At 69.8% G+C, this 24,532-nt stretch carries 22 protein-coding genes; 13 read left to right on the top strand and 9 right to left on the bottom strand.

From position 1 onward, the window contains the following. Positions 1-39 precede the first annotated feature (39 nt). From E1202_RS01005 to secA, 7 genes are all read left to right on the top strand, one after another. On the top strand, positions 40-684 hold the full coding sequence (locus E1202_RS01005) for a dTMP kinase (protein ID WP_132680349.1): 645 nt from the start codon (positions 40-42) through the stop codon (positions 682-684). Positions 685-823: 139 nt separating this feature from the next. Further along, on the top strand, positions 824-1,501 hold the full coding sequence (gene mtrA / locus E1202_RS01000; protein ID WP_132672453.1) for an MtrAB system response regulator MtrA: 678 nt from the start codon (positions 824-826) through the stop codon (positions 1,499-1,501). Positions 1,502-1,738: 237 nt separating this feature from the next. Then, positions 1,739-3,475, top strand: a complete 1,737-nt coding sequence (gene mtrB, locus E1202_RS00995; protein WP_132680348.1) for an MtrAB system histidine kinase MtrB — start codon at positions 1,739-1,741, stop codon at positions 3,473-3,475. After that, entirely contained in the window at positions 3,475-5,196 is a 1,722-nt protein-coding gene (locus tag E1202_RS00990; protein ID WP_132680347.1) for an LpqB family beta-propeller domain-containing protein, read from the top strand. Before mtrB ends, E1202_RS00990 begins: the two co-directional genes overlap by 1 nt. 51 nt (positions 5,197-5,247) lie before the next feature. Then, positions 5,248-5,931, top strand: a complete 684-nt coding sequence (locus tag E1202_RS00985) for a ComF family protein (protein WP_132680346.1) — start codon at positions 5,248-5,250, stop codon at positions 5,929-5,931. A gap of 415 nt (positions 5,932-6,346) precedes the next feature. After that, the gene (gene hpf, locus E1202_RS00980) at positions 6,347-7,030 is read left to right on the top strand and encodes a ribosome hibernation-promoting factor, HPF/YfiA family (RefSeq protein ID WP_132680345.1); all 684 of its coding nucleotides are present in this window, start codon (positions 6,347-6,349) and stop codon (positions 7,028-7,030) included. A gap of 364 nt (positions 7,031-7,394) precedes the next feature. Then, complete coding sequence (gene secA, locus E1202_RS00975; RefSeq protein ID WP_132680344.1) at positions 7,395-10,274, top strand: preprotein translocase subunit SecA; 2,880 nt, start codon at positions 7,395-7,397, stop codon at positions 10,272-10,274. Positions 10,275-10,353: 79 nt separating this feature from the next. Here the strand turns inward: secA and E1202_RS32880 are convergent, their stop codons facing one another. Then, a complete protein-coding gene (locus E1202_RS32880; protein WP_372448851.1) occupies positions 10,354-10,428 on the bottom strand; it encodes a 50S ribosomal protein bL37 in 75 nt (24 codons plus the stop codon). 184 nt (positions 10,429-10,612) lie between these two features. Here E1202_RS32880 and E1202_RS00970 point away from each other — a divergent pair, with 184 nt between their 5' ends. Together E1202_RS00970 and E1202_RS00965 are read left to right on the top strand one after the other, a co-directional pair. Beyond that, positions 10,613-10,828 carry a biotin/lipoyl-binding carrier protein gene (locus tag E1202_RS00970; protein WP_132680343.1) on the top strand — a complete coding sequence of 72 codons (216 nt, stop codon included), beginning with the start codon at positions 10,613-10,615 and terminating at the stop codon, positions 10,826-10,828. A gap of 40 nt (positions 10,829-10,868) precedes the next feature. Further along, complete coding sequence (locus E1202_RS00965) at positions 10,869-12,362, top strand: PAS domain-containing sensor histidine kinase (RefSeq protein ID WP_132672446.1); 1,494 nt, start codon at positions 10,869-10,871, stop codon at positions 12,360-12,362. Positions 12,363-12,645: 283 nt separating this feature from the next. Here E1202_RS00965 and E1202_RS00960 read toward each other — a convergent pair whose 3' ends face one another. Then, positions 12,646-12,900 carry a WhiB family transcriptional regulator gene (locus tag E1202_RS00960; RefSeq protein WP_093413759.1) on the bottom strand — a complete coding sequence of 85 codons (255 nt, stop codon included), beginning with the start codon at positions 12,898-12,900 and terminating at the stop codon, positions 12,646-12,648. A 247-nt stretch (positions 12,901-13,147) separates the two neighbouring features. After that, positions 13,148-14,074 (bottom strand): diacylglycerol/lipid kinase family protein, encoded by a 927-nt coding sequence (locus E1202_RS00955; protein ID WP_132680342.1) that lies wholly within the window; start codon positions 14,072-14,074, stop codon positions 13,148-13,150. Positions 14,075-14,506: 432 nt separating this feature from the next. Between E1202_RS00955 and E1202_RS00950 the strand changes: the two genes are divergently transcribed. After that, positions 14,507-14,935, top strand: coding sequence for a hypothetical protein (locus E1202_RS00950; protein WP_132680341.1), 429 nt, complete (start codon positions 14,507-14,509; stop codon positions 14,933-14,935). Positions 14,936-14,939: 4 nt separating this feature from the next. Here the strand turns inward: E1202_RS00950 and E1202_RS00945 are convergent, their stop codons facing one another. The 4 genes from E1202_RS00945 to sodN form a co-directional block, all read right to left on the bottom strand. Next, entirely contained in the window at positions 14,940-15,482 is a 543-nt protein-coding gene (locus tag E1202_RS00945) for a GNAT family N-acetyltransferase (protein ID WP_268952285.1), read from the bottom strand. Between the two features lie 4 nt (positions 15,483-15,486). Then, complete coding sequence (locus tag E1202_RS00940) at positions 15,487-16,074, bottom strand: histidine phosphatase family protein (RefSeq protein WP_132680340.1); 588 nt, start codon at positions 16,072-16,074, stop codon at positions 15,487-15,489. A gap of 69 nt (positions 16,075-16,143) precedes the next feature. Continuing rightward, positions 16,144-16,440: a hypothetical protein gene (locus tag E1202_RS00935; RefSeq protein WP_132680339.1), complete on the bottom strand. Its 297-nt coding sequence runs from the start codon at positions 16,438-16,440 to the stop codon at positions 16,144-16,146. Positions 16,441-16,668: 228 nt separating this feature from the next. Beyond that, on the bottom strand, positions 16,669-17,076 hold the full coding sequence (sodN, locus tag E1202_RS00930; protein ID WP_132619066.1) for a superoxide dismutase, Ni: 408 nt from the start codon (positions 17,074-17,076) through the stop codon (positions 16,669-16,671). A 79-nt stretch (positions 17,077-17,155) separates the two neighbouring features. On the opposite strand from sodN, the gene E1202_RS00925 reads away from it, so the two are divergent. Beyond that, positions 17,156-17,470: a S24 family peptidase gene (locus E1202_RS00925; protein WP_132680338.1), complete on the top strand. Its 315-nt coding sequence runs from the start codon at positions 17,156-17,158 to the stop codon at positions 17,468-17,470. A 52-nt stretch (positions 17,471-17,522) separates the two neighbouring features. Here the strand turns inward: E1202_RS00925 and rfbC are convergent, their stop codons facing one another. Next, on the bottom strand, positions 17,523-18,134 hold the full coding sequence (gene rfbC, locus E1202_RS00920; RefSeq protein ID WP_132680337.1) for a dTDP-4-dehydrorhamnose 3,5-epimerase: 612 nt from the start codon (positions 18,132-18,134) through the stop codon (positions 17,523-17,525). 486 nt (positions 18,135-18,620) lie between these two features. On the opposite strand from rfbC, the gene E1202_RS00915 reads away from it, so the two are divergent. Beyond that, positions 18,621-19,820 (top strand): NAD(P)-dependent malic enzyme, encoded by a 1,200-nt coding sequence (locus E1202_RS00915; RefSeq protein WP_132680336.1) that lies wholly within the window; start codon positions 18,621-18,623, stop codon positions 19,818-19,820. Between the two features lie 328 nt (positions 19,821-20,148). Beyond that, positions 20,149-22,971 carry a bifunctional diguanylate cyclase/phosphodiesterase gene (locus tag E1202_RS00910; protein WP_235877502.1) on the top strand — a complete coding sequence of 941 codons (2,823 nt, stop codon included), beginning with the start codon at positions 20,149-20,151 and terminating at the stop codon, positions 22,969-22,971. On the opposite strand, the gene E1202_RS00905 is transcribed toward E1202_RS00910, so the two are convergent. Next, positions 22,958-24,487, bottom strand: coding sequence for a bis-aminopropyl spermidine synthase family protein (locus tag E1202_RS00905; RefSeq protein ID WP_132680335.1), 1,530 nt, complete (start codon positions 24,485-24,487; stop codon positions 22,958-22,960). The two genes, E1202_RS00910 and E1202_RS00905, sit on opposite strands and share 14 nt — an antisense overlap. Positions 24,488-24,532 lie beyond the last annotated feature (45 nt).

Here is a 24,532-nt window from a genome sequence, read left to right as displayed (position 1 = left end):
CCGGCACCCCGCGGACACCGTTGGGCTACCGTTTCCGACGTGGGACGACTCATCGTCATCGAGGGGCTGGACGGCGCGGGCAAGCGCACCCTGGCCCGGGGGATCACCGCGGAGCTCAACGCGCGCGGGTGCAGCGTGGCGAGCGCGGCGTTCCCGCGCTACGCCGAGGACGTGCACGCCGAACTCGTGGCCGAGGCGCTGCGGGGTGAGCACGGCGACCTCGGGTCCTCCGTGCACGGCATGGCTGTCCTCTACGCGCTCGACCGCAGGGGAGCGGCCGACGGGCTGCGCGCCGACCTCGACACCCACGACGTCGTGCTGCTCGACCGCTACGTCGCCTCCAACGCCGCCTACGCCGCCGCGCGGCTGCACCAGCACGCCGACGGCGAGGTCGTGTCCTGGGTCCGCGACCTGGAGATCACCCGCTTCGGGCTTCCCGAGCCGGACCTGCAGATCCTGCTCCGGGTGCCCGCCGAGGTCGCCACCGGTCGGGCCGAGCACCGCGAGCGCACCGAGTCCGACCGCCGCCGCGACCGCTTCGAATCCGACACCCCGCTCCAGCAGCGCTGCGCCGAGGTCTACGCCGAGCTCGCCGAGGCGGACTGGTGGACCCCGTGGGTCGTCGTCGACGGGGCCGACGAGGTCGATTTCGCGGTGCTCGTCGACAAGCACGTCCTCGCCTGAAGGTTGAAACCGACACCACAGGGAGGCTGCTCCATTCGGTGGTACCGGTTGCGCTGAACCGGCGTCGAGTTCGCTACCTGCGACGACACCCGGCGGGTGGATGCACGGACTCCAAGTGACAAGTGCAACGATGTGGTGCATGAAGGCACGCGTGCTCGTGGTGGACGATGATCCGGCCCTGGCCGAAATGCTGACCATCGTGCTCCGGGGAGAGGGGTTCGAGACCGCTGTCGTCAGCGACGGCACCAAGGCGATGCCCGCCTTGCGCGAGCTCAAACCCGACCTGGTCCTGCTGGACCTGATGCTGCCCGGCATGAACGGCATCGACGTATGCAAGGCGATCCGGACCGAGTCCGTGGTGCCCATCGTCATGCTCACCGCCAAGAGCGACACGGTCGACGTCGTCCTCGGCCTGGAGTCCGGCGCCGACGACTACATAGTGAAGCCCTTCAAGCCGAAGGAGCTCGTCGCCCGGCTGCGCGCCCGGCTGCGCCGCACCGACGCCGAGCCCGCCGAGGTGCTCACCATCGGCGACGTGATCATCGACGTGCCCGGGCACGAGGTCACCCGCGACGGCCAGCCGATCGCGCTGACCCCGCTGGAGTTCGACCTGCTGGTCGCCCTGGCCCGCAAGCCGCGCCAGGTCTTCACCCGCGAGGTGCTGCTGGAGCAGGTGTGGGGCTACCGGCACGCGGCCGACACCCGCCTGGTCAACGTGCACGTGCAGCGCCTCCGCTCCAAGGTCGAACGCGACCCGGAGCGCCCGGAGGTTGTGCTCACGGTCCGAGGCGTCGGCTACAAAGCAGGCCCTCCGTGACGAGGGTCTGTTCCAGTGGGTGCTTTGCTGGTCGGTGCCGGTTGCGGAACCTGAGGCGCCGTCCGGACTCCGTGCGCCACTCCTGATGTGTTCCGCTTACCCCGGGGGTGGACATCGGCGTCGCGGCGTGCTCGCCTGACGACGTCTGGCGAACCCGCGGCGGTGCCAGCTGCGAGAGTGGGCACAGAGAAGGCGGCTCCGCCGCTTGCCCGTGGTGTTGGAACAGGGACGGTCGCCGTGAGCGTGTGGACGCGCCAGAGCCGCTGGGTGCGGTTGTTGAGCAGTCGTGTCCGCGAGGAGACGCGCGCTCGCTGGCACCGCTTCGAGGCGCTGTGGCGGCGGTCGATGCAGCTGCGCGTCGTCGTCAGCACCCTCGCGCTGTCGCTGGCCGTGGTGATCGTGCTGGGCATGGTGCTGCAGTGGCAGATCACCTCGCAGCTGCTGGAGTCCAAGGAGCAGGCCGCGATCTCGCAGGCCGAGGTGAGCCTGCCGATCCTGGAGCGCGAGCTCACCGCCGTCGACCCCAACTCCGACAGCGTCTCCGAGCAGCTGCAGGCCGCCCTGAACCGGCTGACGACCTCCTCCTCCGGCCAGTCCACCAGTGATGTCGCCGGCGCGTTCACCGCCGTGCTGGTGGACGGTCGAGCGCCCGGTGCGCGCCACGCGCAGCCCGCCGCCGGTCCCATCGAGGACGTGCCCGAGGACCTGCGCGTGTTCGTCGAACGCGGCCAGCTCGCCACCAAGATCCACACCGTGCCGGACGGCCAGGTCACGATGATGATCGTCGGGACCCCGGTGTCCAGCGCGACCCGCCCGCTGCAGATCTACCTGCTGTTCCCGCTGACCGCCGAGCAGCAGACCCTCGCCGGTCTGCAGCGGACCCTGCTGGTCAGCGCCGTGGTGCTGCTGGCGCTGCTGGGCGCGATCACCAACCTGGTGACCCGCCAGGTCGTGCGTCCGGTGCGGCAGGCCGCGCAGACCGCCGAGCAGCTCGCCGAAGGCGACCTGGACAAGCGGATGCGGGTGATCGGCGAGGACGACATGGCCCGGCTCGCCGAGTCGTTCAACGAGATGGCCGACAGCCTCAAGCAGCAGATCACGCAGCTGGAGGAGTTCGGCCAGCTGCAGCGCCGCTTCACCTCCGACGTCTCGCACGAGCTGCGCACCCCGCTGACCACGGTCCGGATGGCCGCCGACGTGCTGCACGCCTCCCGCGAGGAGTTCCCGCCCGGCCTGTCGCGCTCCACCGAGCTGCTCGTCGACGAGCTCGACCGCTTCGAGCTGCTGCTCGCCGACCTGCTGGAGATCTCCCGACTCGACGCCGGCGTCGCCGACCTGGCCGCGGAGCGGCTCGACCTGCACGAGATCGCCGAGCGCGCCGCCGAATCCGTGCGCGCCATCGCCGACACCAGCGGCGTCGAGCTCCGCGTGCTCGCACCCGCCGACGGCACCGACCTCGCCATCGTCGCCGACGCCCGCCGCGTCGAGCGCATCATGCGCAACCTCGTCGCCAACGCCATCGACCACGCCGAAGGCGGCCCGGTCGAGCTGCGCTTCGGAGGCAACGAGCAGGCCGTCGCCGTCACCGTCCGGGACTACGGCGTGGGGCTGCGCAGCGGTGAAGCCGAGCTGGTGTTCACCCGCTTCTGGCGCGCCGACCCCTCCCGCAACCGGCGCAGCGGCGGCACCGGGCTCGGCCTGTCGATCAGCCAGGAGGACGCCCGCCTGCACGGCGGTGAACTCGACGCCTGGGGCGAACCCGGCGAAGGCTCCTGCTTCCGCCTGACGCTGCCGCGCAAACCCGGCAAGGAACCCGAGACCAGCCCGCTGTCGCTGCCGAGCACCCGGCGCATCGCCGCCCCCGAAGCGCTGCTGGCCACCGGCGTGGAACGGCCGTCCGAAGCCGACGGCGAGCAGGACGTCCGCGACAACGGGCCCGCTCGCCTGACCGAAGAGTCCTGGGAGGAGAAGTGATGGACGCGCACCGGGCACGCCGACTGGCGGCACTGCTGGTCCTGCTGCTGTCGGTGTCGGCATGCGCGTCGATCCCGGAGGACTCCGAGCCCAAGGCGGTCAAGGAGGTCGACGGCAGCAACACGACCATCCCGATCAACCCGCCACCGGACGACATCGACGCGCTGGCCCTGGTGCGCAGCTTCGTCGACAAGGCCGCTTCGCCCGCCAGCAACCACGAGTCGGCCCGCAAGCACCTGGCGGAGTCGATGGAGCGCAACTGGACGCCACCGCCGGGCATGCTGATCGTGGAGAACGTCGACACCATCCCGGTCGCCACGCCGCAGCCGCAGCCCGAGGGCGTTCAGCTGGTGACGCTGCGGGCCGACCGGATCGGCAGGCTGCTCGCCGACTCCTCGTTCGTGCCCGAGAGCGGCGAGTTCGCCGTGGACGTGCGGGTCGAGCGCCAGAGCAACGGCCAGTGGCGGATCACCACTCCGCCGCCGGAGCTGGTCGTGAGCAAGACGTCCTTCACCTCCATCTTCCGGCCGGTGCCGATCTACTTCCTCGACCACGACCTCACCGGAGTCGCCTCCGACCTGCGCTACGTGGTGGCGCAACCGGCCACCACGCTGCCGCGCCGGGTCATCGACCTGCTCACCTCCGGGCCGTCGGAGGGCATGCGGCAGGCGATGCGCACCGCCATCCCGCCCGGAGTGCACCCCAAGACCAACACCACCGAGGCCGCCGACGGCGCCATGGAGGTCAACCTCAGCGAGCTCGGCGACGTCTCTCCCGAGATGCGCGAGCTGATCGCCGCGCAGGTGGTCTACACGCTCGAGGGCGTGAGCAGCGCGCGCGTGCGCATCACGGAAGAGGGCGTTCCGCTGCTCCCGGACGGCAAGGACCTGCGGCCCACCGACATGGAGCAGTACGAGGCCGACAACGTGCAGCGCCCGGACCTGCCGGGCCTGGCGGTGGTCGACGAACGCGTCCTGGTGCTCGACCGGAACGCGCGGCCGATCCCCGGGCCGGCCGGTTCCGGTGAGTACGACGTGGTGCGCGCGGGGCGCTCGCCGCACGGCGACAAGTTCGCCGCGGTCACCCGCCGCCCCGGTGGTGTGGCGCTGCGCGTCGGCGACTTCGGCGAGCAGCTGGCCGAGCTGCCCACGGTCGGCAACTACATGAGCAAGCCGACGTGGCGCGGCGACGAAGAGGCGTGGACCGTCGTCGACGGCCGCGACGTGGTGCGCGCGGTCGACACCGGCGGCGAGTGGACGCCGCAGACCGTCGACATCCGCGCGCTGCCGCCGGGCCGTCCCATCACCGACCTGCGGTTGTCCCGCGACGGCACCCGGATCGCGGCGGTGATCGACGGCAGCGTGGTGGTCGCCGGGGTCGCCGAGCAGGACGGCCACGCGGTGCTGCAACGCCCGGTGGTGCTGCGCGCTCCGCAGGACATGCAGGTCACGTCGGTGGAGTGGCGGCAGGACGAGTCCCTCGTCGCGATCACCGACAGCAACAACTACCCGGTCTACGACCTGTCGGTGGACGGCTTCCGCTGGGAGCCCTACACGGCGGCGAACCTGGGCCAGCCGCTGACGGCGGTCACGGTCGGACCGGGAGGCCAGGTGGTGGTCGCCGATCGCCACGGCATCTGGCAGTCCCAGGACACCGACGACGTCTGGTCCCTGACCGACGCGCCGATCGGGGGCGCGTCCATCCCGTTCTACCCGGGCTGATCACCGACGCGCGCCGGTGAGTCGGATCGGCGATCGGGCCATGATCGGCCGATGCCGTCCTGCCTGCGCGAAGCGCTCTCCGGCCTGGCCGACCTGCTGCTGCCGCTGCACTGCGTCGGCTGCGACGTCGCGGGCACCGCGTGGTGCCCGCGCTGCGCGGGCAGGCTCGGCGGGCTGCGCCGGGTGGACCGGCCGATGTTCGGGAACTCGCCACCGGTGTTCGCCCTCGGCCGATATCGGGGCGTCGCCCGCCGCGCGGTGCTGGCCTACAAGGAGGACGGTCAGCGCGGGCTCGCCCCTCCGCTGGGCGCGCAGCTGGCCACGGGGCTGCGCTCGATCACCCTCGACCGCTCGCTGGAACCGGGGTGGTGGCTGGTGCCCGCGCCCTCGCGCGCGATGACCTCGCGGCGGCGCGGCGGTGCCCACATGGCCCGGATCGCGCACTTCGCGGCGATCGAGCTCAGCGCCGCGGGGATGCCGGCGCGCGTCGCCGACTGCCTGCTGACCGGACCGGGGGCCGCGGATTCGGCCGGGCTCACCCCGCAGCAACGCCTCGACAACCTCGCCGGCCGGGTGCTGGTGCGCCCCGGCCGGCTGCCCCCGGAGGGGGCGCAGGTCGCGTTGCTCGACGACGTCGTGACGACGGGAGCGACGGTGACCGGCGCCGCGGCCGCGCTCGACGGGGCCCGACGCCCGGTCGCGGTGGCGCTGGCCCTGACCGCGACGGCCGGCTGATCTCGTCGAGTGATTTCGCCTTACCTGATCGGCCCAGGAACTGATCGGCGGCCGCGTTCGTTCCCCTGGTGTGAGCTGGCTGAAAAGGCAGATCGCCCCCATGCGCAGAGCTACTGCGCTTTCTACCCGAACGGGTGAACCACCCGTTCGGAGGCTCACTTCGGCCACGCCTGGCACGCAGCGTGATCTGCTGCTTTCGGCAGCAAACATCACTCTCGGTGGATGCTTGACTTCGCCCGTCTGAGGGGGTGTCACAAATCGATAAACCGAGCTAACGTGGCGAACCAATCCAGCCGACCGAGGCGGAGGGAAGGAGCGAAACCCATGTCCCTGGCGCCTGAAATGAGCTGATCTCCTTTCCGGGCGCCCCCGTGCACACCTCGCCTACGGAGCATGCAAGGAACGGAGGTCGTGAATGGATATCGTCGTCAAGGGTCGTAACGTTCAGGTTCCCGATCACTACCGGGAGCACGTCAACACCAAGATGACCCGGCTTGAGCGGTACAACCGGAAGGCCATTCGGGCGGAAGTGGAACTGTTCCACGAGAAGAATCCCCGCCAGGCCAAGAACTGCCAGCGAGTCGAGATCACTCTGAAGGGCAAGGGCGCTCCCATTCGAGCCCAAGCCTGCGCAGGCGACTTCTACGCCGCCCTCGACGCCGCGACGACCAAGCTGGAGAGCAGGCTCCGGCGCATGCACGACCGTAGAAAGGTGCACTACGGACAGCACAACCCGACTTCCGTGGCAGAGGCGACCGCAGCGATGGCGGACCGGCCCGTGGTGACCGGCCCGGTCGGATCCGGCTCCGGTGGAGCCGAAGGCCGAACCGCGCTGCTCGAAGCGCCCCAGGAAGCTCCCGCGTACACCGCCGAGGTGCCGGGACAGCGCATGACCGAAGAGGACGGCTACGCCCCCGGCCAGGTCGTGCGCGAGAAGGAGCACTCGGCCAAACCGATGACCGTCGACGAAGCCCTCTACCAGATGGAACTGGTGGGGCACGACTTCTACCTCTTCTCCGACGCGGACAGCGGACGTCCCAGCGTCGTCTACCGCAGGAAGGGATTTGACTACGGCGTGATCCGACTCGCCGAGGCATGAAACCCATCTGGGCGGCTTGCCCGGCGGAACCTGAGAGACGTCGTCCGACCGCGGGCGCCACTCCTGTACCGAGCGGAGTGGTCGTCCCGGCCGGGACGACACCCCAGAACCCGCGGCGGTGCGAGCTGCGAGAGTGGGAAGCAGGCAGCGGTTGACGCCGCTCGCCCGACGGCACAGGGCGAGTCTGCGCCACGCCCGACCCACACGGCTGTCCCCCGCGTACGGTGGTTCGCGGGGGACAGCCGTATGTTGCGGTCCGCCAACGCTGCATCGGACTACGGCACACCCCCACAGCCAGCTCTAATACGATGGCCACAAAGCGTCCGTGACGGACGCGTCACGATCAGCTAGCGAGGTCGACCGGATGGTCCTGTCCCGACTGCTCCGCGCCGGCGAGGGCAAGATGCTCAAGCGCCTGCGTGCTATCGCAGCGCACATCAACGAGCTCGAAGACACCGTCGTCGGTTTGTCCGATGCCGAGCTGCGGGGCAAGACAGACGAGTTCAAGCGCCGCCACAGCGACGGAGAGTCGCTCGACGACCTGCTGCCCGAAGCCTTCGCGGTCGCCCGCGAAGGCGGCAAGCGCACCCTCGGCCAGCGGCAATTCGACGTGCAGCTGATGGGCGGCGCCGCCCTGCACCTGGGCAACATCGCCGAGATGAAGACCGGTGAGGGCAAGACCCTGACCTGCGTCCTGCCCGCCTACCTCAACGCCATCACCGGCGAAGGCGTGCACGTGGTCACCGTCAACGACTACCTCGCCAAGCGCGACGCCGAGTGGATGGGCCGCGTGCACCGCTTCCTCGGCCTGGAAGTCGGCGCGATCCTCGCCGAGATGACCCCGGAGCAGCGCCGCCAGGCCTACGCCGCCGACATCACCTACGGCACCAACAACGAGTTCGGCTTCGACTACCTGCGCGACAACATGGCCTGGAGCCTCGCCGACTGCGTGCAGCGCGGCCACCACTTCGCCGTGGTCGACGAGGTCGACTCCATCCTCATCGACGAAGCCCGGACCCCGCTGATCATCTCCGGACCCGCCGACCAGTCCTCCCGCTGGTACCAGGAGTTCGCCCGGCTCGCCCCCATCCTCAAGCGCGACGCGCACTACGAGGTCGACGAGCGCAAGCGCACGGTCGGCGTCACCGAAGAGGGCGTGTCGATCATCGAGGACCAGCTCGGCATCGAGAACCTCTACGAGGCCGCGAACACGCCGCTCGTCGGCTACCTCAACAACGCGCTCAAGGCCAAGGAGCTCTACCAGCGCGACAAGGACTACATCGTCCGCGACGGCGAGGTGTCCATCGTCGACGAGTTCACCGGCCGAATCCTGGCCGGTCGCCGCTACAACGAGGGCATGCACCAGGCGATCGAGGCCAAGGAAGGCGTCGAGATCAAGGCCGAGAACCAGACGCTGGCCACGATCACGCTGCAGAACTACTTCCGCCTCTACGACAAGCTGGGCGGCATGACCGGTACCGCCGAGACCGAGGCGGCCGAGTTCCACACCACCTACAAGCTCGGCGTGGTGCCCATCCCCACCAACGAGCCGATGGCCCGCATCGACCAGCCCGACCTGGTCTACAAGGGAGAGCCCGCCAAGTTCGAGGCCGTCGCCGAGGACATCGCCGAGCGCCACGAGAAGGGCCAGCCGGTCCTGATCGGCACCACGAGCGTCGAGCGCTCCGAGTACCTGTCGAAGCTGCTCACCAAGCGCGGCATCCCGCACAACGTGCTCAACGCGAAGAACCACCAGCGCGAGGCCGCGATCATCGCCGAGGCCGGCCGTCTCGGCGCCGTCACCGTCGCCACCAACATGGCCGGCCGCGGTACCGACATCGTGCTGGGCGGCAACGTCGACCACCTCGCCGACGCCGAGCTGCGCGAGCGCGGCCTCGACCCGGTGGGCAACCGCGAGCAGTACGAGGCCGAGTGGTCGGCCGTCGTCGAGAAGATCAAGGCGCAGGTCGACGCCGAAGCCGACCGGGTCCGCGAGGCCGGCGGCCTCTACGTGCTGGGCACCGAGCGGCACGAGTCCCGCCGCATCGACAACCAGCTGCGCGGTCGTTCCGGCCGTCAGGGCGACCCCGGCGAGTCCCGCTTCTACCTGTCGCTGGGCGACGAGCTCATGCGCCGCTTCAACTCCGCCATGGTCGAGACCGTCATGACGCGCCTGAAGGTGCCCGACGACGTCCCGATCGAGCACAAGATGGTCTCCCGCGCGATCCGCAGCGCTCAGACGCAGGTCGAGCAGCAGAACATGGAGATCCGCAAGAACGTCCTCAAGTACGACGAGGTGATGAACCAGCAGCGCACCGTTATCTACGACGAGCGCCGCCGCGTCCTGGCCGGTGAGGACCTGCAAGAGCAGATCATGCACATGCTCACCGACGTCATCACCGCCTACGTCGACGCCGAGACCTCCGCCGGCTACGCCGAGGACTGGGACTTCGAGAAGCTCTGGAAGGCGCTGGGCTCGCTGTACCCGGTCGGCCTGAGCTGGGAGAAGCTGGTCGAGGAGGACGACGACCTCAGCAAGGAACACCTGCTGGAGCTGATCACCGCCGACGCCAAGGACGCCTACGCCAAGCGCGAGGCCGAGGTCGACGGCAAGGTCGGCCCCGGTGCGATGCGGGAGCTGGAGCGGCGCGTGCTGCTCAGCGTCCTGGACCGCAAGTGGCGCGAGCACCTCTACGAGATGGACTACCTCAAGGAGGGCATCGGCCTGCGCGCCATGGCGCAGCGCGACCCGCTGATCGAGTACCGCCGCGAGGGCTTCGACATGTTCGGCGGCATGCTGGACGCGCTGAAGGAGGAGTCGGTCGGCTTCCTGTTCAACGTCCAGGTCGAGGCCGCCGAGCCCGAGCCCGCACCGGAGCAGCCGGCTGTGCCGGTCTCGGTGAGCCAGGGGAGCAACGGCGTCCCCGAGGTCCCGCAGACGCCGCAGGTCCCGCAGGTGGACGCTCAGCCGCAGGGCGCGCGTTCCCGGCGGGCCAAGCCCGCTTCGGCGGGCCCGGCCCTGAGCCAGCTCGCCGGAGGCCCCGGCGAAGGCGAGCAGACCCCGCCCGCGCTGCGCGGTGGCGGACTGCAGGGCCCCGGCAACCAGCGGCTGAGCTACTCCGGCCCGGACGAGACCGGCGAGATGCAGAAGATCTCCGAGCAGGACGACCCGGAGACCCGCAGCGGCACCCGCCGCGAGCGTCGCGCTGCCGCCCGCGCCGACAACAAGAAGAAGAAGCGCTGACGATCCGCTCAACGCGAAGGGCCCCGGACCGTGTGGTCCGGGGCCCTTCGCTTCTCGGGCGCGGCAGTTGCCGCCGCGATCACGAGTTGGGGCGCTTGCCGTGGTTGGCCTTGTTCTTGCGCCGGTCCTTCTTCTTGCGCGCGCGCTTGCCCATAAGGCGACTCCCTCGAAGTTCGAGTTTCACTCCAGCCCGGTGACCGCGAGTGATCAACTGACACCCGGTCTCCGCTGGGATTTCGAGGTTCCAGTCTGCCATGTCCGATACCTGCCGTCGGCGGGTGGTGGCGGTCGTGGTTTCCTAAGCGGGGGCCGGAGTCGGCCGCGACGAGGAGGAAGAGATGGCCGAGGAGATCCGCGCCGAGACGGTGGCCAGCGTCATGGCGGTGTCGATGTCCGAAGGCGATGCTGTCAACGACGGTGACTCGCTGGTGCTCCTGGAGTCCTTGAGCATGGAGATGCCGGTGCTCAGCGAGGTGTCCGGCACGATCAGCTCCATCGCGGTCAAGCCGGGTGACGTCGTTGAAGAGGGCGATCTGATCGCCGTCGTCGAGTGACGACCCGCTTCGTTCCGAGCAGCAGACCCGGAGGGCCGCCTTGTCCACGCTGAGTGATCTTCTCGCCGAACACACCGGACTGTCCGGCACTGCCGCCGACCACCTGCAGCTGGTGGTCGCCGAGTGGCAGCTGCTGAGCGACCTGTCGTTCGCGGATTTCCTCATGTGGGTGCCGATCGGCCCCTCGGAGGCACCCGAGGACCGCTTCCTGTGCGTCGCCCAGGCCCGTCCCACCACCGCGCCCACCGCGCACCCGGAGGACGTGGTCGGCTCCGAGGTCACCCAGGACGACCACCCGCAGCTCCGGCGGGCCGCCCTGGAGGGCCGCATCTGCCGCGAGGAGGACCCGCGCTGGCACCTGGGGGTTCCGGTCCGGCGCGAGACCATCCCGGTGAAGCTCGGCGACGAGATCGTGGCCGTGCTCAGCCGGGACACCAACCTCGCCGTGCCGAGAGTGCCCAGCCCGCTGGAGATCTCCTACCTGGGCAGCGCCGCCGACCTGTGCCAGATGGTCGCCGACGGCACGTTCCCCACGCCGGAGCCCGCGCCTGACGTGCACACCAGTCCGCGCGTCGGTGACGGCCTGATCCGGCTGGACAACTCGGGAACGGTCGTGTTCGCCAGCCCCAACGCGCTGTCGGCCTACCACCGCATGGGCCACGCGGCGGACCTGGTCGGAGCCCAGCTGGCGCCGCTGACGCGGTCGCTGCTCAACGACCCGTTCGACGCGGACGAGGTCTCGCAGCGGGTCCGGCGGGCGATGGGCGGCGAGCCCAGCATGCGCATCGAAGCCGAGGCGCGCGGTGCGACGGTGCTGTTCCGAGCGCTGCCGCTGCGCCCGCGCGGCCAGTCGGCCGGCGCGCTGGTGCTGGTCCGCGACGTCACCGAGGTCAAGCGGCGGGACCGGGCGTTGATGTCCAAGGACGCCACGATCCGCGAGATCCACCACCGCGTGAAGAACAACCTGCAGACCGTGGCGGCGCTGCTGCGGTTGCAGTCGCGGCGCACCGGCAACAACGAGGCCCGGCTGGCGCTGGACGAATCGGTGCGGCGGGTGACCTCGATCGCCCTGGTGCACGAGACGCTGTCGATGTCGGTGGACGAGCGCGTCGACCTCGACGACGTGGTGGACCGGGTGATCCCGATGATGAGCGACGTCGCCGTCGCCGAGACCGGGGTGAAGGTCAGCCGCGGCGGGAAGTTCGGGGTGGTGTCGGCGGAACTGGCCACGCCGCTGGTGATGGTCCTGACCGAGCTGGTGCAGAACGCTTTCGAGCACGCCTTCCCGGAGGGTCAAGGCGGGGAAGTGGTCGTGCAGGCGGAGCGTTCGGCGCGCTGGCTCGACGTCGTCATCTCGGATGACGGTCGTGGCCTGCCGAAGGGATTCTCCCTCGAGCGCGCCGAACGTCTCGGCCTGCAGATCGTGCGGACCCTGGTGGAGTCTGAGCTCCGCGGGTCTCTGAGCTTGCGTGGCCGCGGTCATCAACGTGGTACCGAAGCGGTTTTGCGGGTGCCTCTGAAGTACCGACGGTGACGGCCCGTATACTGGGCGCCACGCTGGTGCGTCGATCACTCGGGTGACGTCCCCACGCGCCGGGGACGTCGGGCCGATCGGGTCGGTTTCCCCGGTTCCGGCTACCCCGTGGTGATGGGGAGATCGGCTGGAACGTGCGGGACCGACATCGACGCTGATCGGCCGGAGCTGCTAGTCGGGGTCGGGTCAGTTCTTTCGGTGCGAGGCCGTGTGCGGCTGGGGCGAGACGGGCGGTCGGTCACCGGGGGTGCGACCGACCGGCCACGTCTCAGCGAGCTGCTACTCAGGCGTTGGTGCGCGCCCGGGTGCGAGCGTTGCGCCGCTTGAGGGCACGCCGCTCGTCTTCGCTCATGCCGCCCCAGACGCCGGCGTCCTGGCCGCTCTCGAGTGCCCACGCCAGGCACTGAGAGGCAACCGGACAACGGCGGCATACGGCCTTCGCCTCGGCGATCTGCAGCACAGCAGGACCGCTGTTCCCAACCGGGAAGAACAGCTCCGGGTCCTCGTCACGGCAAACCGCATCGTGGCGCCAGTCCATTGTTCCTTGCTCCTCGCTAGGCGCGCCCATGCGCGCCGATAGTTCGTTCGGGGTGTTTGTGAATGCTTTCACGGAGTCCGTGTGCTTGTGAATGCTTTCACGAACTGCCGCGATGTCAAGAGGTCGATCTCGGGCGGTGAGCGAACTCACCTGAAAGATCGACGAGACTTGACCAGGGGTTTCGGTGTGCTCCCGGACTCAGACGGGGGTCATGAGTCGGCAGCGACGTCCATCCGTGACCAGAAGGTTATACAGCGACGCGGAGAGCGTTCGGGACTGAGGAGAACTCGATCGCCGATCGCTCACCCAGGCAATCGCCGTCCACCTGCAGGCGCAACGGCTCCGTACAGGTTACGCGTAGATGGGGCACATCCGCAGCCTGTATTGAATTTCTTCCGTGTGGTTTCCCTCTACCGCGCAGCATCTCCGCTACGTGTCGCAACACAGGGTAGGCAGTCATCCTCTTCAGCGCGAACACGCCGAGACCGGTGTCGAAGCTGGTCTCGGGGCTCATGCGCACCGGCGTCGAACCCAGGTAGGTCCACGGGTCGGTGTTGGAGACAAACACACTGTGTAGTAGCTCACTCGGGTGATCGTCACCGATTTGCAAGCTCAGCTTCGGTTCCCCACGGGCCATCCGAACGTAGCAGGCCAGGGCAATCCGGGCATACAGGGCGGGGGTGGCTTCGCGGCCGCGCGACCGCTGGCGCTCCATCTCGGCGACGACCTCGGCGTCCCAGCCGATGCCGGCGTTGAAGGTGAACCACCTCTCGTCGGCCCTGCCCAACCCGACCTGGCGGGTGCTGCGCTCGGCCAGCGCGCGCATCAGGTGGTGCGTGGCGTCGACCGGGTCCTTGGGGATCCCGAGCGCGCGGGCGAAGACGTTCGCCGAACCGCCGGGCACCACGCCCAGCGTCGGCATCGCCGGATCGCCGGGCTCGGCGACCTCGAACATGCCGTTGACCACTTCGTTGACCGTGCCGTCGCCACCGTGCGCGATGACCAGGTCCGCGCCGTCCCGGACGGCGTCCCTCGCGGCCTCCGAGGCGTGCCCGAAGTGCCGCGTCTCCACGACGTCCAGCTTCAGCACACTGGCCAGGGCGGCGGCGAGCACATCGCGGCCACTGGCTGTGGTGGAGGTCGCCTGCGGGTTGACGACGAGAACGGCGCGCACAACCGAAGCCTAAGCGAGACGGTTTCGTGTCCGTCGGGCGCGGGGCCAGGTTCCGCGGGCCGCGAAGTCTCAACTGGGCTGTCCGGTCACCTCCGAGTCCGACGCGGACCGGGACCGGCCGAGGTGCGCGGCACGGGCGGACGCGGCGAGGGAACGCACCAGGAGCGGATGCGCCGTGCCGCTGACCACCGGTTTCCGGTGACGAGCGGATGCGTAACCCCGGAACGCACCCGACCGTTGTCCACCGGCTGCCGACGTGCACGCGGCGAGTTCGACGGACACCCCGATATCCGCGAACGCCGCTTCAGCCATGAGTCGATCATGTCCTCTCGACGCCTGCGGCAGCTATGCGGCGATCGGGCGGTATTACCATCGAAAGCGCACACGCAGAGTCACTGGCGGGGTCGTGGCCCCGTTCGAGGAGAGGGCCCCTTGTCTACCGAGACCGTTCCCCGCACGGTGCGCATCGCCGGCGTGCTGACCACCTTGCAGGCGGTGGCAGCCCTGGTGTTCGTCGTTGCGCTGCTGGTCCGCAGCGCCTCCAGCGACCTCGGCGGCGTCGGTCAGCTCGAACGCGGCGAGACGTGGGGCGAGGCGGGCTACTACGCGCTGCTGGCCTCCGGTGTGCTCGCCGCGGGCATCGGCCTGATCAAGGGCAAGCACTGGGCCCGCACGCCGGCTCTGCTGCTGCAGCTGCTGCTGCTCGGCACCGCCTGGTACGCCGCCGGCCCGTCCGGGCGACCCCTGATCGGCCTGATCATCGCGGTGCCCGCCGTGGCGGTGCTGTGGTTCCTGTTCAACCGCGAGGGCCGCGAGTGGTCGTTCCACGCCTCGATGGCCCCCGACGCCCGCGAGGACTGACGGGTCAGCTCCCGAAGGAGCGCAGGGCGTCCCCGGTGAGCCGGTAGACGCTCCAGCCGTCCATCGGGAAGGCGCCCTGGGCCTTGTAGAAGGCGATCGAGGGCTCGTTCCAGTCCAGCACCGACCACTCCAGCCGCGCGTAGCCGCGCTCGACGCACTCGCTCGCCAGCGTCCGCAGCAGCTGCTTGCCCAGGCCCGAACCCCGGTGCTCCGGCCGCACGTAGAGATCCTCCAGGTAGATCCCGTGCACGCCCTCCCAGGTGGAGAAGTTCAAGAACCACAGGGAGAGCCCGACGACCGCACCGTCCACTTCGGCCACGTGCCCGAACAGGGCGGGGTCCGGGCCGAACAGCGCCGTCCGCAGCTGCTGCTCGGTCAGGTGGCAGGAATCGGGCTCCTCCTCGTACCTGGCGAGCTCGCGCACCAGCTCCACCATCGCCGCCACGTCGTCCTCGCGAGCCCGCCGGATCATCCCGTCCTCCACTGCCAACCGAGCCTGCTGCTTGCAGGCCCATTCTGCGCGGTGGTGCGGCGGGAACCGAGGCAGGTGCTCAGCCCTGCTGCCAAGCGGGGATGTTCGACCGGTGGATCTGCGGAACGCCCCGGTCGTGGCCGAGGACGGTGATCCCGGCGGCGTCGAGGGCGAAGTGGACCCCCGAGGCGATGGGCAGGTTCAGCCAGCGGGCGATCAGGCACCGGCTGAAGTGGCCGTGCCCGACGAGCACCACATCGGTGTCGGCGCCGCGCACGCGCTCCAGCAGGTCGTCGGCGCGGGTGGCGATGTTGGAGGCGCTCTCACCGCCGGGGCAGGGGTGGCTCCACACCGTCCAGTCCGGAACGGTCTCGCGGATCTGATCGGTGGTCAGGCCTTCGTAGTCGCCGTAATCCCACTCCACCAGCAGCGGTTCGGTCACCACGTCGGCGAGCCCGGCGAGGTCCGCGGTGCGCTGCGCCCGCTTGCGCGGGCTGCACAGCACCGTGACCGGACCGGCGGGCCGCAGGGCGGTCAGGGTCTGCCCCGCCTGGCGTGCCCGCAGCTCGCCCTCGACGGTGAGGGGGATGTCGGTGCGACTGGTGTGCTGACCGGTCAGGGACCACTCGGTGGTGCCGTGCCGGAGGATGTAGACGCGCTGCTCCACGGATCGCAGCGTACGGATCCGCGGCGCTTCCGCAGAACGACGTCACTCACGTCACGTAGTCCACATCGGTCAGTGCTCGTCGTAGTGCTCCCCGTGCGCGGCGTGGCGGTGCCCGTCGTGGGCGTAGTCGACGTGGTCGCCGTGCGGAACCGCGACGTGCCCGCAGTTCTCGCCGTGCACGTGGTCGTGAGACCCGTGCTCCTGGTGCCCGCCGACCTCGCACTCGTCGTAGTGCCCGTCGTGCGCGGCGTGCAGGTGCCCGTCGTGGGCGTAGTCGACGTGATCGCCGTGCGGCACGGCGACGTGCCCGCAGCCGGGCCCGTGGGCGTGGTCGTGACCGGTGTGCTCTCGGCATGCGGTGGTCATAGGTCTCCCCAACTCCACGAGACGTCGGTGTCCGTGCAGGCCAGCCTATGGCTGCCGAGAACGCCTCGCATGATCGTCACTGGCGGCGAGCGTGGGAACCTTCCGCGCAGCCCGCGTCCAGGCGAGCGTGGGACCCTTTCTGCCACCTGCGGTCTCGGGCCGAGGGGGCGAAAAAGAAAACGCCGACCAGCGTTTCCGCTGGCCGGCGTTCTCGGAGGTCGCTGGAGATCAGCCCTTCTTGGTCTCCCAGAAGATCTTGTCGATCTCGGCGATGTAGTCCAGCAGCTCCTGGCCCTTGGCCGGGTCCATCGAACCCTTGGTGCCGGTGGCGCCCGCGGCCTTGGTGGCCTTGTTGACCAGCTCGTGCAGCTGCGGGTACTTCTCGAAGTGCGGCGGCTTGAAGTAGTCGGTCCACAGCACCCACAGGTGGTGCTTGACCAACTCGGAGCGCTGCTCGGCGATCAGAATCGCGCGAGTGCGGAACTCCGGGTCCTCGTTGCCCTGGTACTTCTCCTGGATCGCCTTGACCGACTCGGCTTCGATCCGCGCCTGCGCGGGGTCGTAAACGCCGCACGGCAGGTCGCAGTGCGCGGTCGCCTCCAGGCGGGGGCTGAGGATGCGCGACAGGAGTCGCATGATTCCTCCCTGACAAGTGAGTGCTCCGACGAGGCCGACCCTACTCTTGAAGATCCTCGTCGTCCTACTGGAGGTGCCGGTGAAATCGCTCGGACCGTGGCCGTTGCGCAGGTTGCGGGTGCGCGGACCGTCGATGGTTCCCACACTTCGGGACCAGGACGTCGTCGTGTTCCGGACCGGTGACGTTGCCCGTGCGGGTGATGTCGTGCTGGTGCGGTGGGAACAACGCCCCGACCAGCTGTCGATCAAGCGCGCCGTGCGCCGCGAGGCCGGCGGTTGGCACGTGGAGGGCGACAACGGTTTCGGGTCGACGGACTCCCGCGAGCTCGGCCCCGCTCAGGTGCTGGGCGTGGTGCGCTGGCGGTTGTGGCCATCACCCGGCCGCGTTCGCTGAGGTGGGGAACCTTCCTGCCATCCCGACGGGCGTGACAGGAAGGTTCCCCACCTCACCGCTCGGTGCGCAGCGACTCGTAGTGCGCGAGGCAGGTGTTGAAGTCGGGGAGCAGGCCGCTCTCAGCGGCTTCGGCGAGAGTCGGCGCTCGGCGGTCCTTTTCGGACAGGATCGCCGGGCCGCTGCGCTCGGTGTCCCAGGGCAGGCCGAGGTCCGGGTCCATCGGGTTGATGCCGTGCTCGCCGGAGGGGTTGTAGCCGGTGGAGCACAGGTAGGTCATCACGGTGTTGTCGGTGAGGGCCAGGAACGCGTGCCCGAGTCCTTCGGCGACGTAGAGGGCGCGGTACTCGGTCGAGTCCAGGCGGACCGCCTCCCACTGGCCGAAGGTGGGGGAGCCGACGCGGATGTCGACGACCACGTCCAGCAGCGCGCCCTGCGGGCAGTAGACGTACTTGGCCTGGCCGGGCGGGGTGTCGGCGAAGTGCACGCCGCGGATGACGTCGCGGGCCGAGACGCTGTGGTTGGTCTGGGCCAGGGTCATCGGGTGGCCGGTGGCTTCGGTGAACGCCTTCTCCTGGAACGGGGCCACGAACAGGCCGCGGTCGTCCGGGAAAGCCTTTGGGGTGAATTCGAACGCCCCGGTGATCTCAAGTCGACGTACCTGCACGAGTGCCGAGCCTAGGAGGCGTGATCGGGGCCGGTTCGGTGGGGCGGCGGTGGCAGGAAGGTTCCCCTGCTCGATCACATCGCGGAAAACCAGAGGTCGGCACCCGCATTTTCCAAACAGTTTCGATTCAGATGGCAATACCGGACACTTGTACCGCATAACTGCGAAATGCAAACAGGACGGCCGTACTGCATCTCCTCTTCGGAAAATATGACGCGCGTACTGTCCCAATTCGTAAAATTCTCGCCTTTTTGCTGGTGAGGCGTGTGATCCCTGTCGCTGACATTGCTTCGAGGGGCTGGCACACTAACCGCACCGCAGCGTCCGCCGAGCCGCTGTCCGAACAGGATGGCCGGTATCGGTATTTCGATAGACGTCTTCTTCACCGGTACGCCCGGGAAGCCGGCGTTGACAGCGACCGATCGAGGTCGCATCCGCCCGGCTCGATAGTGCTCGGGCCGCAGGCATGGCAATAGGAGGGACGCCGTGACCACCATCAACGAGGGCGCCGCAAATGGAATCGGTGCCGAGCTGACCCACGAAGAGATCTTCGCCGCGCACGAAGGGGGCAAGCTCACCGCTGCGGTGACCGCCCCGCTGGACAGCGCGCGCGACCTGTCGATCGCGTACACCCCCGGGGTGGCGCAGGTCAGCCGGGCGATCGCGAGCGACCCGTCCCTGGCTGATCGCTACACCTGGACTCAGCGCCTGGTGGCCGTGGTCAGCGATGGATCCGCGGTTCTCGGTCTGGGCGACATCGGCCCGAAGGCATCGCTGCCGGTCATGGAGGGCAAGTCCGCCCTGTTCAAGACCTTCGCCGGGCTCGACTCGATCCCGCTGGTCCTGGACACCAAGGACGTCGACGAAATCGTGGAAACCCTGGTCCGGCTGCGTCCCTCGTTCGGTGCGGTGAACCTGGAGGACATCTCCGCGCCGCGCTGCTTCGAGCTGGAGCGCCGGGTCACCGAGGCGCTGGACTGCCCGGTCATGCACGACGACCAGCACGGCACCGCCGTCGTGGCGCTGGCCGCGCTGCGCAACGCCGCCCGCGTCGCCGGTCGCGAGCTGGAGTCGCTGCGGGTGGTCATCTCCGGTGCGGGTGCCGCGGGTGTCGCCTGCGCGAAGATCCTGCACACCGCGGGCGTCGGCGAGATCGTCGTGCTCGACTCGCGCGGCGTGATCAGCGCCGATCGCGACGGGCTCACCCCGATCAAGCAGGAGCTCACCGAGTACACCAACCCGCGTGGCATCTCCGGCGGTCCCGCCGAGGCGATGCGCGGCGCGGACGTGTTCATCGGCGTCTCCATGGGCCAGGTCCCCGAGGAGCACGTGGCCCTGATGGCCAAGGACTGCATCGTGTTCGCGCTGTCGAACCCCGACCCGGAGATCCACCCCGAGGTCGCGGGCAAGTACGCGTCGGTGGTCGCCACCGGTCGCAGCGACTTCCCGAACCAGATCAACAACGTGCTCGCGTTCCCCGGCATCTTCAAGGGCGCGCTGGACGTGGGGGCGCGGCGCATCACCGACAGCATGAAGGTCGCCGCCGCCGAGGCCATCGCAGCCGTCGCCGCCGACGACCTCAGCGCTGACTACATCGTCCCCTCGCCGCTGGACCCGCGCGTCGCCCCCGAGGTCAGCGCGGCGGTGTCGAAGGCCGCTCGTGCCGAAGGTGTGGCCACGGCGTGATCAACAAACCCTGTCGCGTCCCGGTGGGTCGGCGGTAGGTTCTACACCGGCATCGAGTGGGGCCGGGGGAGTCCTCAGGGGCTCTCCCGGCCCCACTCGTAGGTGACGTCGGGAAATCGAGTTCACGAAGATTTCGGTAGTTCGCGTCATCATGTCGGGCGGAGGCTGTCACCTCTTCAGGGAACCGGCCTCAGGGCCCGGCACCATGGCGATACCGACCGTGCGCAGAACGGTAGGGTCAGCGATACGACCCGTTGTGGTGTGCATCACTAGGTGGTTCGTCATCGGGGCCGTAATGGGCGGCCGTTGCGGCTGCAACGCGGGAGGGGTGCAGTTGACCGAGCGGAGCGAGCGGACCCGGATGCCATCGGCACCCGGGAGTCTCGGCCTGGCCGGCACCCCAGCGCGCGTGCAGGTCCCGAGAGTGGCGCTTCCGGACGCCCCCGCACTGCTGAGCGACAAGGACGGCCAGGTCGTCGCCGCCACCGAGCAGGCAGCCAAGCTGGCCGGCCACGCCGACCCGAGCGCCCTCGTCGGCAGCCAACTCGTCGACCTCATCGGCCGCGAAGGCCGCGAGACCTGGCTGCGCGGCCCGCAGCGACGCGCCCCCGTGCGGCTCCAGACCTGGCCGCACCCCGACGACACGACGCTGCAGGTCACCCTGCTCGTCGACGTCGCCGACCTCACCGAGGACAAACCCGGCACCGAAGTCGGGCCGCGCGACTCCGAAGAGCGCTACTGGCTCATCGACGCCCAGAGCCTCGCCAAGGTCGCCAGCTGGGTCTACTACCCCGACACCGGCGAGATCTACCGCAGCCCGCTGCTCGCCGACTTCCTCGGCGCCGGTGGAGCCGAGCACGCCGACGACGTCACGGCGATGATCTCCACCACCCACCCCGACGACCGCGAGCGCGCCGCGCAGTTCTACGCCGACGTGCTCACCGCCGCCGAAGGCGAACTGCTCGAAGCCGAACTGCGCAACCTGCACGGCACCCGCGTCTTCCTGTGCACCGGGCGCGCCGAGTACGACCGCGCGGGCCAGATCGTGCGAGTCCAGGGCACCGTGCAGGACGTCACCGAACACCGAGCCCTCGAACGGCAGCTGCGCGACGAGCGCCGACGGCTGCAGGACGCGCAACGCATCGCCCGGCTCGGCACCTGGGAAGTCGATCCGCGCACCAACGTCATGCGGCTGTCGAGCATGCTCTACGAGATCCTCGGCCAGCCCGTCACCACCACCGGCACCTTCGACCGCTACCTCGACCACGTCCACCCCGACGACCGCAAGTGGGTCCGCCAGGCGTGGCGGCCGCTGGTCGAACGCGGTGCACCCGTCGAGATCGAGCACCGCTACCTGCGCAACGGCGAGACCACCCGCATCCTGCGGATCCACGGCACCAAGATCGTCGACGCCGACGGCAGGGACCTCTTCGTCGGCACCGTGCAGGACGTCACCGAGCAGCGCGCCGTCGTCACCCGCATGGAGCGCTCCAGCCAGCGCTTCTCCGACCTGGTCAACATCACCCCGGTCGGCATCGGGCTGTTCGACCACTCCGAACGCCTCGTCAACGCCAACGAAGCCCTCTGCGACCTCCTCGGATACCGGCTCGACCAGATGCGCGGGCTCAGCATCCGCGACATCATCCACCCCGAGGAAGCCGACCCGAGCCTGCCCGCGCCCGACGAGCACGCCGGGATCCGCCGCCGCGCGCCGCAGCGCGTCATGGTGCGCGCCGACGGCGAACCCGTCTACTGCGAGCTGCACACCTCCACCTCGGTGCAGGACGACGGAACCGAGTTCTGGCTCGTGGTGTTCCAGGACATCACCGAACGCCGGCGTGCCGCCGAAGCCCTGCGCTACCAGGCCACCCACGACGACCTGACCGGGCTGCCCAACCGCACCGCCGTCAAGGAGCTGCTCGGCAGGCTGCTGGGCCGGGCCGACTCACCCGGCATCGCCGTGCTGTTCTGCGACATCGACAACTTCAAGCGGGTCAACGACTCCCTCGGGCACGACGCCGGCGACGAACTGCTGGTCGCCCTGGCGCGGCGCCTCGAAGGCGGCCTACCCGTGGAGTGCACGGCCGCACGGCTCTCCGGCGACGAGTTCGTCATCATCTGCTCCGACGTCGAGGCCAGCGGCGGAGTCGACCAGCTCGCCACCCGCGTCTCGGCGCTGCTGCGCACCGCCGTACCGGTGCACGGCCAGCTGGTCCGGGTCTCCTCATCGATCGGCGCGGCCGTGCCCAACGGCTCCAGCTCGGGCGGCGAAGACCTGCTGCGCTTCGCCGACGCCGCCATGTTCGAAGCCAAGCGGCGCGGCACCGGCAAGGTCTCGCTGGCCAGCCCGGCCCTGATGGCCGCGGCCGACCGCCAGCTGCACCTCGAAGGGCAGCTCCGCGAAGCGCTCAGCAACGACGGACTCGCCCTGCACTACCAGCCCGTCGTCGACGCCGAGGGCACCGTCGTCAGCGCCGAGGCGCTGATCCGCTGGCCGCACCCGGAACGCGGGATGCTCTCGCCCGACGCGTTCCTCCCGGTGGCCGAACAAGGGGACCTCCTGCGCGAACTAGACCGCTGGGTCCTGCGCACCGCGCTGCGCGAAGCGACGTCCTGGCCGGTCCGCAACGGCCGCCCCGTCAGCATCGCCGTGAACCTCGCGGGCCTGGTCCCCGGCGGCCCCGACTTCGTCGACTCCGTCGCCGACATCGTCGCCGAAACCGGCATCTCGTGGGACCGGGTGATCCTGGAACTGGTGGAGACCTCGCTGGTCGACCTGCCCTCCCGCACCCGGCACGAGATGGGCGAACTCGTCTCCCGCGGCGTGCGGTTCGCCGTCGACGACTTCGGCACCGGCTACTCGTCGCTGGCCCGGCTCAAGGACCTGCCCGCGCAGATCATCAAGGTCGACCGGCGGTTCGTCGCCGGAGTCGGCGGCGACGCCTCGGACTTCGCGGTCGCCCGCGCCGTCGTCGACATGGCCTACGCGATGGACCGGCAGTGCGTCGCCGAAGGAGTCGAGGACGCCACCCAGTTCCGGTTGCTCCGCGGCGTCGGCGTCGAGTCCTACCAGGGCTGGTTGTTCTCCGGCGCCGTGCCCGCCCCGAAGTTCCGCGAGATGCTCGCCAACGGGCCCCTCACCGTGCCGTGATCGCCCGCAGCACGTCGGCGATCCGGTGCCTCGGCAGGTCGATCAGCCGCAGCTCCAGGTCGCCGGGGTGCGGCGCGAGTTCGGCGACCGCCTCCCGCGCCTGACGCTTGGTGAGGTCCTCGCTCCGGGCGATGAGCGCTTCCCGCCAAACGTTGCCCAGCTTGCCGTGAGCGCGCTGCAGCACGAAATCGGCCGCCGACTCGGTTCCCGCGCGTTCGGCGACCACGACCGCGTGCTTGCCGTCCGGGGTGCTGCGGTGCAGCTTCAACCGGTACTTGGCGCTGACGAGATCGCGCAGCTCGGTCTGGGCGCGTTCGCTGGTGATGTCGGGGTGGTTGTTGGCCACCACGAACGCCACCTTCTGCGCGCTGCACGCCAGCAGCATCCGCAGCAGCCACGGCCCCGGATCGGCGCGCAGGTCGAAGGCCGCCGGGGCGCCCTCGCGCACCGGACGAGTCCAGCCCGCCCGGCGCAACTCGGCGACCGGTGCGCCGAGCCGCTCCGCGGCCGCCTCCGGCAAGGCCGCCGGAACCTCGCCCGACGCCTCCACCGACTGCGGGCCGTGCGTGTAGATCGCCTGGTCCTGGCGGAGCGCCAGCTTGCGGGTGTGCGAGGTCGGCTGGCACACGTACAGGTCGCTCGCACTGCCGATGGCCTGCGCCCCGTAGTAGCGGTTGAACTGGGGGAGGATCGCTTCGAACACGAAACCCAGTCGCAACAGCTCGTGCTGGACCTTCCACCCCAGAGCCGGGGTGCGCGGGCTGTAGCCGTAGGCCAGGAACATCCGGCTGTGGCCCGGCGCCAGGCATTCCGCGGCCCGCGTGGAGAACAGGCCGATGCCCTCCGGGGTGTAGGGCGGGTCGGTGAACACCGCATCAGCCCAGCCCTCCACCGAAGGCGGCAACCCGAAGCGCAGGTCGGCGTGGGTGGTACCGATGCCGAACCCGCGCTCGGCCGCGACGGTGTCGATGTGGCGGAGGATGCGCTCGTCCAGGTCCACCACGCGCACCTGCGCCGACGGCACCACCAGCGACAGCGCCAACGACGTCAGGTCGTGATCGCCCAGGCACAGGACCTTCTTGCCGTGGAGGTCGTAGTTGTCGCGCAGCCACATCGCCCGGCGCAGCGCGGTCTCCGGAGTCGCGGTGACGTGGTCCAGCGCCGCCTCCGGACGAGGCCCGGAGGTGATGAAACCGCGCATCGACTCCAACGCCTCGGCATTCAGCCCGGCTTCGGTGTCCGCTGCGGACGCGGTGTCGAGGGACCACTCCTGCCGGTAGAGCGGGAGGAGGGAAGCCTTGATGCCGCCGTGCTCGTCGAGGTCATCACCGACGGCGGTGAGCACCTGCTCGACCGTCCGGCGCGACACCCCGGTCCGCCTGATCAGCTCGTCCAGCGAGCGCGGGCCTGAGGCGAGTTCGGCCAGCACGCGGCGCACGTGGTGGCCGAGGAGGCCGTGCTCGGCGTGGAGCGCTCGAACGGCTTCGATCGGAGTGGGTGGCTGGGCGTTGTCCATGGGATTGCACAGCTTAATCGGTGCGAGAAACCCTCGACGGTCGCG

Source organism: Saccharopolyspora karakumensis (assembly GCF_004349225.1).
GTDB lineage: Bacteria > Actinomycetota > Actinomycetes > Mycobacteriales > Pseudonocardiaceae > Saccharopolyspora > Saccharopolyspora endophytica.
The sequence above is the reverse complement of the archived record's forward strand: the minus strand, read 5'-3'. Positions and strand labels throughout refer to the sequence as shown.

Excerpts from the sequence above, each read along its gene's own strand:
- mtrA (WP_132672453.1), top strand. The coding sequence starts at position 824 with ATGAAGGCACGCGTGCTCGTGGTGGACGATGATCCGGCCCTGGCCGAA.
- E1202_RS00990 (WP_132680347.1), top strand. The coding sequence starts at position 3,475 with ATGGACGCGCACCGGGCACGCCGACTGGCGGCACTGCTGGTCCTGCTG.
- E1202_RS00985 (WP_132680346.1), top strand. The coding sequence starts at position 5,248 with ATGCCGTCCTGCCTGCGCGAAGCGCTCTCCGGCCTGGCCGACCTGCTG.
- hpf (WP_132680345.1), top strand. The coding sequence starts at position 6,347 with ATGGATATCGTCGTCAAGGGTCGTAACGTTCAGGTTCCCGATCACTAC.
- secA (WP_132680344.1), top strand. The coding sequence starts at position 7,395 with ATGGTCCTGTCCCGACTGCTCCGCGCCGGCGAGGGCAAGATGCTCAAG.
- E1202_RS00970 (WP_132680343.1), top strand. The coding sequence starts at position 10,613 with ATGGCCGAGGAGATCCGCGCCGAGACGGTGGCCAGCGTCATGGCGGTG.
- E1202_RS00960 (WP_093413759.1), bottom strand. The coding sequence starts at position 12,900 with ATGGACTGGCGCCACGATGCGGTTTGCCGTGACGAGGACCCGGAGCTG.
- E1202_RS00935 (WP_132680339.1), bottom strand. The coding sequence starts at position 16,440 with ATGACCACCGCATGCCGAGAGCACACCGGTCACGACCACGCCCACGGG.
- sodN (WP_132619066.1), bottom strand. The coding sequence starts at position 17,076 with ATGCGACTCCTGTCGCGCATCCTCAGCCCCCGCCTGGAGGCGACCGCG.
- E1202_RS00905 (WP_132680335.1), bottom strand. The coding sequence starts at position 24,487 with ATGGACAACGCCCAGCCACCCACTCCGATCGAAGCCGTTCGAGCGCTC.